We start from the raw sequence: 15,636 nt of genomic DNA on the forward strand, positions 1-15,636 counted from the left end.
CCCCCGCCCTTGTGGCAGGCGTCAGTGCCGGTGGCTGCCGTCTTCGAGGCACAGAATTGATGGATCGTCCAGTGCCGCTTCGCCCATTTTCTGCAAGTTGTCGAGAACGCGCATGGACGCTTGTTCCATCACATCGAGATGGCGGAGTACCGCGCCCATGTCGCCGTTGGCGTAGGCCGTCAGTACCGCCACGCCGGCCCGGTGCACCTCGATGTGCGGCGGCTCGACTTCCCTGTAACCCGGCAACTGGCTGAAGCAGGCATGGCCTTCGCCTTCGTAGTACCACTTGCCGAGTCGGCACGCCGTGTGGGTGGCGAGTTCGGACGCCTTGAGGTCGAGGAGGCCAAAAATGGCCAGGTAAATGCGGAACTTGAAGACGATGTGGTCGATCTTGGCGACTTCGACGAAGCTCTTCATCGCGCTGCCGGCGATCACGTTCTCCATGTTGGCGGACAGGCCCATCAGCAGACGCATGTCCTCGGTGGCGCGCTGGCCGCGATCACTGAATTGGCTGGAGGCCTCGGCGAGGCGCCGCATGCTGTCGCGTGCCTGCGTCGAATCGTCGTGGATGCGTTCCACCAGCGCCGAGATGTCGGCGGTGGCGCTGGAGGTGCGTTCGGCCAGTTTGCGGACTTCGTCGGCAACGACGGCGAAACCGCGGCCGGCTTCGCCGGCGCGTGCTGCCTCGATGGCGGCGTTGAGGGCCAGCAGGTTGGTCTGGTCTGCCACGCCGCGGATCAGATTGACGATGGCGCCGATCTCGTCGGCCCGTTGGGCGAGGGTGTCCACTTCGGTCGCCGACTTCTCCGATTCGGCCGCCAGGCGCTGCAGGCTTTCGGCGATCTCGGTGGTGGCCTGCCCGCTGGCTTTGGACACATGGGCGGCTTCGACGGCCTTGTCCTTTTCGTTCCGGAGCAAGCCGGCCATTTCAGCCAGGCTGCCCTGGGCTCCGCTCAGCGATGAGCCGAACTCGGCCATGCGCTGCACGACGCCGAGCAGGTTTTCACACTGGATGCGCTTTTCGTCTTCCGCGCGGCGCAAGGTGTTGATCTCCTGCTGAAAGGCCTCGTTCTCAGCTTGTAATCCTGCTTCCCGCTCTCTCATGCCGCGGAGTTGGGTCTGGAGCTGTTCGTATTCTGTTCTGCTGATCCACATGGTATGGCCTGACTATGCTAGTTGGGCGCGCAATCCCTGTATGGCGACTTTTCGCGCCTCAATATGAGGTCTTGTCTTATAGCTGCTGGTGCCGGGGTATCGCGATTGTCCAGCAGCTAATTCTGTGACGTTTTGTGAAAGATCAATATATTTAATGATATTGATATATTTAAAGTTTTTTGTTGTGTGAGATTGCCTTGCCGATACGTAGGGTGAAGTGATGCTTGGCAAGGGATGAGCTTTCATTGTCTGCCGAGAGGCTGTCATGAAACCGACAAAATGCCGGGGCTTGTCGGATGCGCTGGCCAGACCCGGAATCACGAGAAGACTGCTGGGCCTCGTCCTTGCTCGAAATATGCGATTGTCTGGGGTAGGCACCGATCTTGCTGAAGCGGGGGCAACCCGTTTTGTGTCCGCATCATGTCCGAGACCCTCGCCGCCCCGCCCGATGTCGCGCCTGTGCCCCTGTCCGCTGCGGCGGTGGTGCAGGCTTACCATCAGCGGACCAAGCACCGCTTCGAAGCCTATGCCGCCGGCCCCGGCACGCTGGACTGGGATGCCCAGCCGGCGGCCTTCCGCCATTACGAGGGCGTCCCGCCGATCGAGCTGCCGCTGGCCCGCGCCGAACACCTGACGGCGGCGCCGGTCACGCCGGCCATCCCCGATCTGGCCAGCATCGGCGCACTGCTGCACCTGTCATTCGGCTTGACCGCCTGGAAGACCCTCGGGCCCGACCGCTGGGCGGTGCGCGCCAATCCGTCGAGCGGCAACCTGCATCCGGTCGAGGCCTACGTGCTGGTGGCCGGCATTCCGGCGCTGGCCGACGGGCTCTACCACTACCGGCCGGAGATCCACGCGCTGGAGTTGCGGGCCGTGCATCTGCAGCCGCTGGCGGCCGGCCCGGTGCTGGCGGTCGGCCTGTCCTGCGTGATGTGGCGGGAAGCCTGGAAGTACGGCGAGCGGGCCTTCCGCTACTGCCAGCTGGATACCGGCCATGCCCAGGCCTGCCTCGATTACGCGGCGGCGCTGCTGGGCTGGCGGATGGTCGAACAGTCCCAGGTTGGCAGCCATGCGCTGGCGGCCCTGCTGGGGCTGGACCGGGCCGCCGAATTTCCCGGCCGGCGCGCCGAGGTCAGCCAGGAGGAGGCGGAACTGCTGCTGGCGGTGGACTTTGCCGGCGGCGCCACCTGGCTGGACCCCGTGGCCCTGCACGAAGCTGGCGGGGCGGCCCGCTGGCAGGGCGTGGCCAGCCTGATCGACCGCTTCCCGATGTTCCGCTGGCCGGTCATTGCCGAGGTGGCGGCGGCGACGCGGCGCGCCGACGACAGCGGTGCGGCGCCCAACCCGCAGCGCATCCCGCGCGTACAGCCGGCGTCCCTGATCCTGCGGCGGCGCAGCGCCCAGCGCTTCGACCCGGCCCACGTGATGGGGCGGGCCGATTTCGATCACCTGCTGGAAGCCTTGCGCCCGGCGGCGGGCGCGCGCATCGGCCTGCTGATGTTCATCCACCGCGTCGAGGGCCTGGCGCCCGGCGTCTATTTCCTGCCCCGCGGCCCCGTCGAGGGCGGCATGGCCGAGCGCCTGCAGGCCCGCTACACGCTGCTGCCGGTGGACGGCCTGCCTGCCGCCGACACCCTGTTCAGCCTGGCCCCGGCAGACCCGCTGGAGCTGCGCCGGGTGGCCCGCAGCCTGCACTGCCATCAGGACATCGCCTCGAACGCCAGCATTGCCTTCGGCATGCTGGCGCCCTTCGCCGAGCTGGTCGATGCCGATCCGCCGGCCTACCGCGACCTGTACCGGGAGGCCGGCGCCCTCGGCCAGGTGCTTTACCTGGAAGCCGAGGCGCTGGGCCTGCGCGGTACCGGCATCGGTTGCTTCTTCGACGATCCGGTGCACAGCGTGGCCGGTCTCGACGACGGCGCCTTCCAGACCCTCTACCACTTCACCATCGGCCTGCCGGTCAGCGACGGCCGCGTTGAAACCACGCCCCCTTACCCGGGGCGCAAGGATGCCCTGCGATGAGTTCCACGACCACTTCCAGTTCTTCCCAGGCCACGGCTACCGGCTTCGTCCGCATCGACGCGGATACCGCCGCCGACCTGATCCACCGCCGCGGCAGCGCCAGCTTGCCGGCCCTGGCCGTCTATGACGTGCGTGACCGGGCGACCTTCGAGCGGCGCCATATCGATGGGGCCGAGCACCTCACCGAAGCGCTGCTCGGCGGCACGATCCGCCGCCTGCCGAAGAGCACGCCGGTGCTGATCTACTGCTACCACGGCAACGCCAGCCAGGTGTACGCCGAGATGTTCTCCGACTTCCGCTTCGTCGAGGTGTACAGCGTGGATGGCGGTTTCGAGCCCCTCAACGCGGCGTTGGCGCAGCGCACCGGCGGCCTCGCCTCGGTGGCCCTGCCGGCGGGGGCCAGCGATGTGCTGCGGGCTTTCGTGGCCGAGTTCGGGTTTGATCCGAACGACCTCGATGCGCCCCGCGCCCAGGGCCTCACGCCGCTGATGCGTGCGGCCTACGCCGGCTCAGCCGAACTGGTGGAAGAACTGCTGGCGGCCGGCGTCAGTCCGGCCCGCCGCAACGGCGACGGCAATACGGCCCTGTGGCTGGCCTGCGTGTCGCGGGACAAGCCGACGCTGGCGCGCCTCATCGCCGCTGGCGCCGACGTGGACAACGTCAATGAAACCGGCGCCACCTGCCTGATGTACGCGGCCTCCAGCGGTCGCGACGAAGTGGTCGAAGTCCTGCTGGCCGCCGGTGCCGACCCCTACATCCGCAACTTCGACGACGCGCGCGCGGTGGACCTGGCGTCCACGCTGGCCTGCCTGAAGCTGTTGCGCCACACCGCCAACTGATCAAAGCCCAGGAGAACCGCGATGAACAAGTACCGCTCGATTGCCTATCTGATGGAGCAGGTGGAAGGCCCGCTGTCCCGCGCCGGCGTGGTGCTCAGCGAGGCGTGGCGCAACAACGAGGAGGCGGTCGGCTTCTTCAGCCACGCCGACGTGGGACTGGCCGCCTATGTGTACGCCTACGGCCAGCGGCCTGGCCGCTACGGCATCAACCTGGATTTCCCCGAGCCGGATGGTGCGCCCTTGCTGCCGGTGCCGACCAGCGCCGAGGATCTGCCGCTGGCGGCGATCGTGCAGATGCTGCTGGAGCACTTCGAAGTGCCGGTGACGGCGCTGGTCTGAGCCGCTCCGCTCGTCCGCCATGTCACATGGGCGTCGTTTCCGGGCGGCGCCCATGACGTTTACCGGCTCATGGCGTGGACCACAGGTCCACGGTGCCCAGACCGGTCATCGGTGCGCGCTGCAGCAGGAAGGCCTCGGCCTGGTCGGCTGGCAGCGGTTGGCTGATCAGGTAGCCCTGGATCTTCTCGCAGCCGATGCTGAGCAGGAACTTGAGCTGGGCCTCCGTCTCGACGCCCTCGGCGATTACTTCCAGCCCCATCTTGTGGGCCAGCAGTACCGTCACGTCGCAGATGTCCGCATCGCTGGGGTCGGTCTCGATGTCCTTCACGAAGGAGCGGTCGATCTTCAGCGTGCGGATCGGGAACAACTTGAGGTAGGCCAGTGACGAGTAGCCGGTGCCGAAGTCGTCGATGGACAGGGTCAGGCCGCTCTCGGTCAGCGCCTTCATCACCTCGATGGTCTCGTCCGGGGAGGCCATCGACACCGACTCGGTGACTTCCAGGTCGAGCAGTTCGGCCGGCAGGCCGTGGTGTTCCAGCAGGTCATGGATGCGCCGCGGCAGGGTCTTGTCGAGGAACTGCCCGGTGCTCAGGTTGATCGACATGCGGATCGTGCCGAGGCCCTTGTCGCGCCAGTCGCGCAGCTGGCGGCAGGCTTCCTGCAGCACCCAGTCGCCGAGGGCGTCGATGATGCCGGCCTCCTCGGCCACCGGGATGAACTCGGATGGCGGGACCAGGCCGCGGGTCGGGTGCTGCCAGCGCACCAGCGCTTCCACGCCCACGATGAGGCCGCTGCGAAGATCCACTTGCGGTTGGTAGTACAGCACGAACTGCTCCCGTTCGAGGCCGATGCGCAGCTCCGATTCGAGGGCCAGGCGCTGGGCCGTGGCGGCGTTCATGCCTTCGGTGAAGAACTGGTAGTTGCCGCGGCCCTTGGCCTTGGCGTAATACATCGCCACATCGGCGTCCTTCAGCAGGTCGCCGATCTCCAGTGCGTCGTCCGGGTACATGCAGATGCCGATGCTCGGCGAGGTGCGCTGTTCCTGGCCGTTGATCAGGTAGGGCGCCGAGATCGCGGCGACGATCTTGTCGGCCACGTAGGCGGCGTCGGCCGGGGTGTCCACGTCGGGCAGCACGACGACGAACTCGTCGCCGCCCAGGCGGGCGACGATGTCGCTCTTGCGCACCGTGTTGCTGAGGCGGTTGGCGACCTGGATCAGCAGCTCGTCGCCGACATGGTGGCCGAGGGTGTCGTTGATGGCCTTGAAGCGATCCAGATCGATCAGCATCAGCGCCATCTGCATGTCGTTGCGGTGGCAGAAGCCGATCGCCTGCTCCAGCTTCTCGTTGAGGCTGAAGCGGTTCGGCAGGTTGGTCAGCGTGTCGTGGTGGGCCAGGTGGCGGATACGCTCTTCGGAGGCCTTCAGCTCCGAGATGTCGATGAAGTTGCCGATGTAGTTCTGTACCTGCCCGTTCTCGTCGCGGACCAGCGAGATCGACAGCCACTTGGGGTAGGGCTCGCCGTTCTTGCGGCGGTCCCACAGTTCTCCCTGCCAGGCGCCGCTGTCGTTCAGGCTGTCCCACATCTCCTTGTAGATTTCCGGTGGCGTGTTGCCGGCGGACAGCACGCGCGGGTTCTGGCCGACGACTTCTTCCTGCGGGTAGCCGGTGAGTTTGGTGAAGGCCTGGTTGGTGGCGACGATGCGGTTCTGCGCATCGGTGACGATGATTGCCTCGTTGCTGTTGGAGAACACCGTGGCCAGCAGGCGCAGGTGCTCCTCGGTGCTCTTGCGCTCGGTGATGTCCTGGACGGTGCCCTCATAGCAGATGAACTCGCCCTGCGGCCCGCGCACCGTGTGGGCGTTCTCGGAAATCCAGATGATCGAGCCGTCGCGCCGGCGCACCAGGGATTCGAAATTGATGACTTCGCCGTGGCTCTCCATCCGCTGGCGGAAGGCGTCGCGGCGGCTGGGGTCCACATAGAGCCGGCTCTCGATATCGGACAGGTCGGCCATCAACTGCTGGGGCGTCTCGTAGCCATACAGCCGGGCCAGCGCCGGGTTGGCGGCCAGGTAGCAGCCGTCGCGGGTGGTCTGGAAGATGCCTTCCGATGCGTACTCGAAGATGTGGCGGTAGCGCAGTTCGGTGCGCTCCAGTGCCTCCAGCGTCGCGCGTCGCGGGGTTACGTCTTCGATGTAGCCCTCGATGACGCTCTTGCCCTGCTCGTCGGGCACCGTGATGCCCCGCTCCAGCACCCACTTGGTGTGGCCGCTGGCGGTGGTGATGCGGTACTGCACCGCGAAGCGCTGGCCATTGCGGGCAGCGCTGCGGATCTGCGCGCGGACGCGGGCCCGGTCGTCGGCATGGGTGACCTCTTCCCAGGAGATGCAGGCGTTGTCGACAATCTCCGCCGGGGCGTAGCCGCACAGCTCGGCGCTGCCCTGGCTGATGAAGACCATCGTCCGGTAGGCGTCATCCATGCTGCGATAGACCATGCCCTCGAGGTTGTTCACCAGCGTGTCGAGGATGCGGGTCCTGTCCACGGCTCGGGGCGTGATGAGGCTGGTTCGGCGGGAGCGTCCGAGTTGTGCTTGCACGGTGATGGCCTGCGAAGAGCTGCAATGGAGGATGGCTACACTTCAGCAAGCACCATGCCCGCCGGGAGGCCCCGTTCTGTGTTGGGAATCTCCGAAAAATGCACTGTGATGGTGCGGAAAGTGGGTTTGGTGCACTGCAATAAAGCCCAAATAGTGTCGAAAAAGTCAGTTTGTCGACAAAGTCACTGAGCATTTTTTAATTTTTCCATTTTTGATGGTGAGTTTGTTCATATCCCGGTGCAAAACCGGGGATGCCGCGGACAAGCTTGACGGGGCTTGTTCCGCGTATTCCGGGCGTGTCTCTTCTGCTGCTTTCCGGGCGCGCCTGCATGGTATCGGCCGCTTGCTCCAGCGGATGCTTGGCACAGGAACTGCATTTGATCTCCCAGGACCAGTTCCCGTGCTGTTTTCGCGCCAGAGCTGGCGGAAGCCGGGCAAACCCACGAAATACGGTGATCCAGAATGCGCACGAACCTTCCCGTCACGAACGTTGAAACACTGCTTCCCGAGGGCGAGTTCATCTATTCCCGTACCGACCTTCAGGGCGGCATCGTCGAGGCCAACGAGGCCTTCGCCAATATCAGCGGCTACCGCCGCGAGGCCATGCTCGGTCAGCCCCACAACATGGTGCGCCACCCGGACATGCCGAAGGAGGCCTTCGCCGACATGTGGCGCGACCTCAAGGCCGGCCTGCCCTGGCGAGGCTTGGTGAAGAACCGGCGCAGCGACGGCGGCTACTACTGGGTGGTGGCGAATGCGTCGCCGGTGCGCGAGAACGGTCGGGTGGTCGGTTTCCAGTCGGTGCGCTCGCGCCCGTCGCGGGAGGATGTGCGGGCGGCGGAAGACGCCTATCGGCGCGTCCGTGAGGGCGATCGCTCGATCCGCATCGAGCACGGTCGGGTGGTGCCGGCGCACCGCTCGCCGTGGGCGGTGTTCGCCTCGGCGCCCGTGCAGCTGGTGGGGGCGGGCAGCCTGTTGCTGATACTGGCCGCCGGTGCCGTCGTGCAGGGGGTCACGAACCTTCCGTTCGTGCGCGAGTTCATGCTCGGCGCCGGCGGCTTGGGCCTGCTGTGGGGGTTGTTCTTCCTGTTCGGCTTCGTGCCGGGCTTGGCGCGGGATGCGGCGGCGCTGCACGCCTATCTGGGCCGTCTGCTGGCCACCGGCGACCTGCGCCAGCGTTTCGAGCTGCCTCGCTGCGACGTGCTCGGCGAGATTGCCCGCGATGCGGACCGTTTCGTGTCATCCGTGCAGGCCACCGTGCAGGGCATGGGCGACACGGCCCGGCAGGTGGCGGTGGTGTCGGGCGAGGTGGCGTCCGGCGTCAGCAATGTGAACGAGGCTGCGCGGGTGCAGAGTGACGCGACCTCGTCGGCGGCGGCCGGCATCCAGCAGATCACCGTGGCGATCGGCGAGGTGGCCGAGCACGCTGGCGCCACGCACAGTGCCGCGCAGACTGCCAGCGAGGTGTCGGAACGCGGGGGCCAGGTATCGGCCAAGGCCTGCGAGATGATCATGATCCTCGCCGATACGGTGCGTGATGCCGCCGGGCAGGTGGAGCTGCTCGGCCAGCAGTCGGTGGAGATCTCGCGCATCACCGGCGTGATCCGCGAGATCGCCGAGCAGACCAACCTGCTGGCCCTCAACGCCGCCATCGAGGCGGCGCGGGCCGGCGAGCAGGGGCGTGGTTTTGCGGTGGTGGCCGATGAGGTGCGCAAGCTCGCCGAGCGCACCGGCAAGGCGACCCAGGAGATCAGCACGATGGTGGCCGGCATCCAGAGCGAGACGCAGAAGGCGGTGGATGGCATGCGCGGCGGCGCCGGCCAGGTGCGCGACGGCGTGCTGTTGGTGCAGGGGGCGCAGAGCGCGCTGCAGGAGATCAACGCGCAGATGGAGCGCACCCTCGGCATGGTGAACGACATCACCCATTCGTCGGCCGAGCAGCGCAGCGCGATGACGCTGATGGCCCAGAGCATCGAGCGGGTGGCGTCGATGACCGACCAGAACGTGGCGGTGGTGAGCCAGACCCAGAGCGCGGTGGCGAGCCTGGATCAGTCGGTGGACCGCATGAGCAAGGCGATCGGCCAGTTCGTCGTGTGAGCGGTGGCCGGCCGCGCGGCCCTCAGTGCAGGGTGCGCGGCATGGCCAGCGTGAATTCGGGGATTTCCGCGTCGAAGGGCGTGCCGTCCTCGGCGACCATCTGATAACTGCCCTTCATCGTGCCGACCGGCGTGGCGATGGTGCAGCCGCTGGTGTATTCGAAGGACTGGCCGGGCTGCAGCACCGGCTGCTGGCCGATGACGCCGGCGCCCTGGACTTCCTGCACCGTGCCTTCGGCGTCGGCGATGATCCAGTGGCGGCTGACCAGCTGGGCGGTGATGCGGCCGATGTTGCGGATGGTGATGTGGTAGGCGAACACGTAGCGGTTCGCTTCCAGGTCCGACTGCTCGTCGATGAAACGGGATACTGCAGTGACCTCGATGATTTCCTGGTCGATGGCGCTTGTCATTGTTGTGGACGCTCGGGTTGGGGAACCCTTATTGAAACTGAATTGCCCGGCAGCTGCAACCGCAGCGGCAGGGCCCGGGTACCCGCCGGCCCGCGTTGGCGGAGGTGGAGCGGGGCGGGTAGACTATGCCCCCTCCCGCGTCTCCCCCGCCAGGATTCAACATGACCTTCCGCATTGCTCCCAGCATACTGTCCGCCGATTTCGCCAAGCTCGGCGAAGAGGTTGCCAACGTGATCGCCTCCGGCGCCGACTGGATCCACTTCGACGTGATGGACAACCATTACGTGCCGAACCTGACCATCGGCCCGCTGGTCTGCGAGGCGATCCGCCCCCACACCACGGCGCCGATCGACGTGCATCTGATGGTCAAGCCGGTGGACCGCATCGTGCCGGACTTCGCCAAGGCTGGCGCCAACGTCATCACCTTCCACCCGGAAGCGTCCGAGCACGTGGATCGCACGCTGGCGCTGATCCGCGACCACGGCTGCCAGGCCGGCCTGGTCTTCAACCCGGCCACACCGCTGACCTGGATGGACCACGTGATGGACAAGCTCGACGTGGTGCTGCTGATGAGCGTGAACCCGGGTTACGGCGGCCAGTCCTTCATCCCGGGCACCCTCGACAAGCTGCGCGAAGCGCGCGCCAAGATCGATGCCTACGCCGAGCGCAGCGGCCGCAAGATCCTGCTGGAGATCGACGGTGGCGTGAAGGTCGGCAACATCGCCGAGATCGCCCGCGCCGGTGCCGACACCTTCGTGGCCGGTTCGGCCGTTTTCGGGGCCGGCAAGGACAGCGACCCGCAGCGCTACAACTCGGTGATCGGCGAACTGCGCGGCGCGCTGGCCGGCGTCTGATCTTCTTCCACACGGCCGCGCCGCCGGGCTGACGGCGGCACGCCGTGAATCCGCAGGAAGGCGCGGCGCATCCGTTCCGCGTCGCCGAAGCCGCAGCTGCGCGCCACCGCCTGTACCGACGCGCTGCCGCTCTCCAGCGCCGCGGCGGCGGCTTCCACCCGTAGCCGTTCGACCGCCCGGGCCGGCGTCACCCCCATCTCCGTTTTGAAGCGCCGCGCGAAGTGGCGCGGGCTCATGCACGCCCGTGCGGCGAGTTCGTCCACGTCGAGGCGCGCCTGCAGGTTGTGCCGGACGTAGTCCAGCAAGTCCGTGAAGGTGCCGCCGGCCACCTGCATGCCGGCGATCTCCGAGAACTGCGACTGCCCGCCGGGGCGCCGGTAATACACCACCAACTGCCGCGCCACCTGGCGCGCGACGCTGTCGCCCAGATCGTCGGCGATCAGTGCGAGGCTCAGGTCGATGCCGGCGGTGATGCCCGCCGAGGTCCAGAACTTGCCGTCGCGGATGTAGATCCGGTCCGCGTCCAGGCCGACCTGCGGAAAGCGCCGCGCGAAGGCGGGGGAGCGCCGCCAGTGGGTGGTGGCGCGGCGGCCGTCGAGCAGCCCGGCGGAAGCCAGCAGCCAGGCGCCCGAGCACACGCTGGCGGCCCGCCGGGCGGCCGTGCAGGCGGCGCCGACGAAGGCGAGGGTGGCAGCATCGGCCGAGGCCGCATCCACGCCGTCGCCCCCCGCTACCAGCAGGGTATCGATAGCGTCGCTGGCCGCCGCCGCGCGGGTCAGCAGCTGGATGCCGCTGGAGCTCGCCACCGGGCCGCCCGTGAGGGACAGCGCTTCCAGCCGGTAGCTGCCCGGCACCACGCCGTTGGCGGCTTCGAAGGCGCTCAGCGGACCGGCGGCATCGAGCAGCTGGAAGCCGGGATAGACGAGCAGGGCGATGGAACGGGTCATGGCAGAAAAAGTGGCTTATTGGTCATTTCTGCCATCACTCTAGCCTGCGACGATGGGGCTGTCCAAATTTCCGGAGTCCCGCCCCATGAACCGCAATGTCCTCCTGCTGGCCTTGTGCCAGGCCCTGACGATGACCGTCATCGGCTTCGTGCTGGCCGCGTCGGTGTCGATCAGCCACAGCCTGTCGGTGGCGGCCGGCCTGGCGACCGTGCCGCTGGCCGCCCAATACCTGGCGACGCTGCTCGCGCTGCAGGTCGCCGCCCGCCTGCTGGCGCGCTTCGGCCGGCAGAAGATCTTCGTGGCCGGCGCCCTGTGCGGCGCGGCCGGCCTGGGCCTGGCCGCGCTGGCCGTCGCGCTGGGCCATTTCCCGCTGTTTGTGCTGGCCGGCATCGGCATCGGCGTGCAGGGGGCGACGGGCCAGTACTACCGGTTCGCCGCGCTGGAGGCCGTGCCCGCCGCCGAGCGTGGGCTGGCGGTATCGCTGACCCTCAGCGGCGGGGTGCTGGCGGCCTTCCTCGGTCCCTTCCTGGCCCGCGGCACGCGCCATCTGCTCGACACTCCGTTCGTTGCCAGCTTCCTGATCCTCGCCGGGCTTTCGTTTTTGGCGGCGGTGCTGGCCGGCCAACTGCGCCTGCCGGCACCGGCTGCGCGCGTCGCCGGCCCATCCCGCCCCATCGCGGCGATCCTGCGCGACGGGCGGTTGCGCCTGGCGCTGGCGGCCGGCGCGGTGGGCTATGGCGTGATGAACCTGCTGATGACCGCGACGCCGCTGGCCATGCTGTGCGCCCGGCTGGATTTCGACGCCACGGCGGAGGTGATCCAGTGGCACCTGCTGGCGATGTTCGCGCCGTCTTTCGTCACCGGTCACCTGATCCGCCGCTGGGGCAGCCTGCCGGTGATGCTGGTCGGCTGCGTCGCGCTGCTGCTGGCGGTCGGGGTTGCGCTGGGCGGCGATGCGCTGGGCCACTTCCAGCTGGCCCTGGTGGGCGTCGGGTTGGGCTGGAACTTTCTCTATGTGGGCGCCACGACGCGGCTCGCCGAATGCTGGCAGGAGGCCGACCGGGCGCGCCTGCAGGCCCTCAACGACAGCCTGGTGTTCCTCGCCGTGTGCGTGGCCACCTTCGCCGCCGGGCCGCTGGTGGATGGGCTGGGGTGGGAGCGGGTCAATATTCTGGCGGCGCTGCCCGTGCTGATGGTCGCGGCGGCCGTGCTGCGCGCGTGGCGCCGCCCGGTGCTGGCGCCGTCGGCCTGATCTCCCGTATCCTGCGCGTCCGGGGGCGGCAGGCGCCGCCTCCGTTCCCGTACCGCCTGATGAGTTCCGCCATGTCCGCTGCCCTTGCCCCCGCTTCCCGTGCCGTCCGTGCCGTGCTGTTCGACCTGGATGGCACGCTGCTCGATTCCATCCCCGATCTGTCGGAAGCCTGCCGGCGCATGATGCTGGAGCTCGGTCGCCCGCCCCACGACATCGAGGTAATCCGCACTTTCGTCGGTAAGGGCATGCTCAACCTGGTGCGGCGCTGCCTGGAAGAGAGCGGCTCGGCCGGCGAGGTGGAGATCGACGCGGCGGTGGCTGCCTTCCGCCGTCACTACGCCGACGTGAACGGCGAATGCACGCTGATCTACGACGGCGTCGTGCCGGCGCTGGAGGCTCTGCGTGAGCGTGGCGTGGCGATGGCCTGCGTGACCAACAAGCCGGCCGCCTTCACCGGGCCGCTGCTCGAACGGATGGGCATCGCCGGTTTCTTCGGCGCCACCGTCAGCGGCGACACGCTGGCCGACAAGAAGCCCCACCCGGCGCCGCTGCTGCACGCCTGCGCGCTGCTCGGCGCGGCGACGGACGAAGCCCTGATGATCGGCGACTCGGCCAACGACGCCGAAGCGGCCCGCGCCGCCGGCATGCCGGTGCTGCTCGTCACCTATGGCTACAGCGAGGGCGTGGCGGTGGACAGCATCGAATGCGACGGGCTACTATCGAGCCTCGTCGATGCGCTGCCGCGCATCCTGGGCTGAATCCAACGGATCCCATCATCATCGTGACCCGCAAGCGCGTGTTCTTCGTAGAGGAGTTCCCTGCCGTTCGTATCCCCCGCTCTGGCGGATGCGGCGGCCGGTCATGGCTGCTCGCCTGAGCTGCCCAGAACTGTCGCGGGTCTGCCCCGTGATACCCTCGCGAAAAAAGCACCACGCCCTTCCGGAGTCTCCATGACCGAAGCCGAATTCCACGCCCTGGCCGCCCAGGGTTTCAACCGCATCCCGGTTACCGTCGAAACCTTCGCGGATCTCGACACCCCCCTTTCCGTCTATCTCAAGCTGGCCAACGCGCCCAACACCTACCTGCTCGAATCGGTGCAGGGCGGCGAGCGTTTCGGCCGCTATTCCATCATCGGCCTGTCCGCCCCGACGCGCATCGAGGTGCATGGCCGCTCGGTGCTGCTGCTCACCAACGACCGCGTCGTCGAACGCCGCGACGGCGGCGATCCGCTCGAATACATCGCCGAGTTCATGGAGCGCATCAAGGTGCCGCCGCGCGCGCGCCTGCCGCGCTTCGCCGGCGGCCTGGTGGGCTGCTTCGGCTACGACACGGTGCGCTACATCGAGCCGCGCCTGGCCAAGACCGAAAAGAAGGACGTGCTCGGCACGCCGGACATCCTGCTGCTGCTGTCCGAGGAAATCGCCATCGTCGACAACCTGTCCGGCAAGCTGACCCTGGTGGTGTATGCCGAGCCGGGCGTGCCGAACGCCTACGGCCGCGCGCAGAAGCGCCTGAAGGAGCTGGTCGGCAAGCTGCGCGAGCCGGTGTCGGTGCCGACGGAAGTCCGCGCCGAGCCGTCCGAGCCGGTGTCGAGTTTCGGTGAGGAGGCCTTCAAGGCCGCCGTGCAGAAGGGCAAGGACTACATCGTCGAGGGCGACATCATGCAGGTGGTGCTCAGCCAGCGCATGAGCAAGCCCTTCGGCGCCAGTCCGCTGGCTCTGTACCGCGCGATCCGCAGCCTCAATCCGTCGCCCTACATGTTCTATTTCAACTTCGAGGACTTCCAGGTGGTCGGCGCGTCGCCGGAGATCCTGGTGCGCCTCGAGGACAAGGACGTCACCGTGCGTCCCATCGCCGGCACCCGCAAGCGCGGCGCGACCCACGACGAGGATCAGGCGCTGGAGAAGGAACTGCTGGCCGACGAGAAGGAGCGCGCCGAGCACCTGCAGCTCCTCGACCTCGGCCGCAACGACTGCGGCCGCGTCGCCAGGACCGGCTCGGTGCGCGTCACCGAGCAGTTCACGGTGGAGCGCTACTCCCACGTGATGCACATCGTCTCCAACGTGGAAGGCAAGCTGAAGGACGGCCTTGATCCGCTGGCCGTGCTGCGCGCCACCTTCCCGGCCGGCACCGTGTCGGGTGCGCCCAAGCTGCGTGCGATGGAGATCATCGACGAGCTGGAGCCCACCAAGCGTGGCATCTACGCCGGTTCGGTCGGCTATATCGGCTTCCATGGCGACATGGACCTGGCCATCGCGATCCGCACCGCGGTGCTGAAGGACGGGCAGATCCACGTGCAGGCGGGCGCCGGCATCGTTGCCGACTCCGACCCCCAGGCCGAATGGGTTGAAACCCAGACCAAGGCGCGCGCCATGCTGCGCGCCGCCGAGATCGCCGAAGCCGGACTCGATACGGCCCTGTAAGCACAGAGAACGCCGTGGCCCGGCTGGCCCAGCGCGTCGCTCCGCGATGCCCGGCCACCCCGGCCCGACACCCCTCAACGGCCCCTGCTCCGGCGGGGCGCCGCTCCGGAAAGGATGCGCAGCCATGCTGCTGATGATCGACAACTACGACAGCTTCACCTACAACCTCGTGCAGTATTTCGGCGAACTGGGTGCCGACGTGCAGGTGTATCGAAACGACGAGATCACCCTCGAGCAGATCGCCCAGCTCAAGCCTGCCCAGCTCGTCGTCTCCCCCGGCCCGTGTTCGCCGGCGGAGGCGGGCATCTCGGTGGCGGCGATCAAGGAGTTCGCCGGCAAGATTCCGCTGCTCGGCGTGTGCCTCGGCCACCAGAGCATCGGCGCGGCCTTCGGCGGCAAGATCATCCACGCCAAGAAGCTGATGCACGGCAAGGTCTCGCCAGTCCATCACCTGGACAAGGGCGTCTTCAAGGGTCTGCCCAATCCGCTGACCTGCACCCGCTACCACTCCCTGGCCATCGAGCGCGAAAGCCTGCCCGACTGCCTGGAGGTCACCGCGTGGACCGAGGACGGCGAGATCATGGGCGTGCGCCACAAGACGCTGTTCGTCGAGGGCGTGCAGTTCCACCCGGAATCCATCCTCACCGAGCGCGGCCACGACTTGCTGCGCAACTTCCTCGAACAATCCCAAGCCTGACCGGAG

14 protein-coding genes and 1 pseudogene are annotated in these 15,636 nt (G+C 67.6%); 9 read left to right on the forward strand and 6 right to left on the reverse strand.

Going from position 1 to position 15,636, the window contains the following annotated elements:
- Nucleotides 1–21: 21 nt before the first annotated feature.
- The 3 genes and pseudogenes from AC1PQG_RS02915 to AC1PQG_RS02925 all read right to left on the reverse strand — a co-directional run bounded on the left by AC1PQG_RS02915 (nt 22) and on the right by AC1PQG_RS02925 (nt 1,476).
- Nucleotides 22–474: a CZB domain-containing protein gene (locus AC1PQG_RS02915; protein WP_481122959.1), complete on the reverse strand. Its 453-nt coding sequence runs from the start codon at nt 472–474 to the stop codon at nt 22–24.
- A gap of 15 nt (nt 475–489) precedes the next feature.
- A pseudogene (locus tag AC1PQG_RS02920) lies at nt 490–738 on the reverse strand (methyl-accepting chemotaxis protein); the annotation flags it as partial.
- A 429-nt stretch (nt 739–1,167) separates the two neighbouring features.
- A complete protein-coding gene (locus tag AC1PQG_RS02925) occupies nt 1,168–1,476 on the reverse strand; it encodes a hypothetical protein (protein ID WP_481121177.1) in 309 nt (102 codons plus the stop codon).
- Nucleotides 1,477–1,575: 99 nt separating this feature from the next.
- Between AC1PQG_RS02925 and AC1PQG_RS02930 the strand changes: the two genes are divergently transcribed.
- The 3 genes from AC1PQG_RS02930 to AC1PQG_RS02940 are packed head-to-tail and all read left to right on the forward strand — an operon-like array spanning nt 1,576 to nt 4,355.
- The gene (locus AC1PQG_RS02930) at nt 1,576–3,177 is read left to right on the forward strand and encodes a SagB/ThcOx family dehydrogenase (protein ID WP_481121178.1); all 1,602 of its coding nucleotides are present in this window, start codon (nt 1,576–1,578) and stop codon (nt 3,175–3,177) included.
- Nucleotides 3,174–4,016: an ankyrin repeat domain-containing protein gene (locus tag AC1PQG_RS02935; RefSeq protein WP_481121179.1), complete on the forward strand. Its 843-nt coding sequence runs from the start codon at nt 3,174–3,176 to the stop codon at nt 4,014–4,016. The genes AC1PQG_RS02930 and AC1PQG_RS02935 overlap by 4 nt, the downstream gene beginning before the upstream one ends.
- A 21-nt stretch (nt 4,017–4,037) precedes the next feature.
- On the forward strand, nt 4,038–4,355 hold the full coding sequence (locus AC1PQG_RS02940; protein WP_481121180.1) for a hypothetical protein: 318 nt from the start codon (nt 4,038–4,040) through the stop codon (nt 4,353–4,355).
- A 67-nt stretch (nt 4,356–4,422) separates the two neighbouring features.
- On the opposite strand, the gene AC1PQG_RS02945 is transcribed toward AC1PQG_RS02940, so the two are convergent.
- Nucleotides 4,423–6,951 carry a sensor domain-containing protein gene (locus AC1PQG_RS02945; protein ID WP_481121181.1) on the reverse strand — a complete coding sequence of 843 codons (2,529 nt, stop codon included), beginning with the start codon at nt 6,949–6,951 and terminating at the stop codon, nt 4,423–4,425.
- A gap of 462 nt (nt 6,952–7,413) precedes the next feature.
- Between AC1PQG_RS02945 and AC1PQG_RS02950 the strand changes: the two genes are divergently transcribed.
- Nucleotides 7,414–9,048 (forward strand): methyl-accepting chemotaxis protein, encoded by a 1,635-nt coding sequence (locus AC1PQG_RS02950; RefSeq protein ID WP_481121182.1) that lies wholly within the window; start codon nt 7,414–7,416, stop codon nt 9,046–9,048.
- A 22-nt stretch (nt 9,049–9,070) separates the two neighbouring features.
- On the opposite strand, the gene apaG is transcribed toward AC1PQG_RS02950, so the two are convergent.
- Nucleotides 9,071–9,457 (reverse strand): Co2+/Mg2+ efflux protein ApaG, encoded by a 387-nt coding sequence (gene apaG, locus AC1PQG_RS02955; protein ID WP_481121183.1) that lies wholly within the window; start codon nt 9,455–9,457, stop codon nt 9,071–9,073.
- Nucleotides 9,458–9,618: 161 nt separating this feature from the next.
- Here apaG and rpe point away from each other — a divergent pair, with 161 nt between their 5' ends.
- Nucleotides 9,619–10,311, forward strand: coding sequence for a ribulose-phosphate 3-epimerase (rpe, locus tag AC1PQG_RS02960; protein ID WP_481121184.1), 693 nt, complete (start codon nt 9,619–9,621; stop codon nt 10,309–10,311).
- Here rpe and AC1PQG_RS02965 read toward each other — a convergent pair.
- A complete protein-coding gene (locus AC1PQG_RS02965) occupies nt 10,263–11,258 on the reverse strand; it encodes a GlxA family transcriptional regulator (protein WP_481121185.1) in 996 nt (331 codons plus the stop codon). The two genes, rpe and AC1PQG_RS02965, sit on opposite strands and share 49 nt — an antisense overlap.
- Before the next feature lie 85 nt (nt 11,259–11,343).
- Between AC1PQG_RS02965 and AC1PQG_RS02970 the strand changes: the two genes are divergently transcribed.
- The 4 genes from AC1PQG_RS02970 (at nt 11,344) to AC1PQG_RS02985 (ending at nt 15,630) form a co-directional block, all read left to right on the forward strand.
- Nucleotides 11,344–12,510, forward strand: coding sequence for an MFS transporter (locus AC1PQG_RS02970; RefSeq protein ID WP_481121186.1), 1,167 nt, complete (start codon nt 11,344–11,346; stop codon nt 12,508–12,510).
- A 71-nt stretch (nt 12,511–12,581) separates the two neighbouring features.
- Nucleotides 12,582–13,268, forward strand: a complete 687-nt coding sequence (gene gph, locus AC1PQG_RS02975) for a phosphoglycolate phosphatase (RefSeq protein WP_481121187.1) — start codon at nt 12,582–12,584, stop codon at nt 13,266–13,268.
- Nucleotides 13,269–13,460: 192 nt separating this feature from the next.
- Nucleotides 13,461–14,933: an anthranilate synthase component I gene (gene trpE, locus AC1PQG_RS02980; protein ID WP_481121188.1), complete on the forward strand. Its 1,473-nt coding sequence runs from the start codon at nt 13,461–13,463 to the stop codon at nt 14,931–14,933.
- A gap of 124 nt (nt 14,934–15,057) precedes the next feature.
- Nucleotides 15,058–15,630: an aminodeoxychorismate/anthranilate synthase component II gene (locus tag AC1PQG_RS02985; protein WP_481121189.1), complete on the forward strand. Its 573-nt coding sequence runs from the start codon at nt 15,058–15,060 to the stop codon at nt 15,628–15,630.
- Nucleotides 15,631–15,636 lie beyond the last annotated feature (6 nt).

This window comes from Zoogloea sp. GDB6 (genome assembly GCF_056724105.1).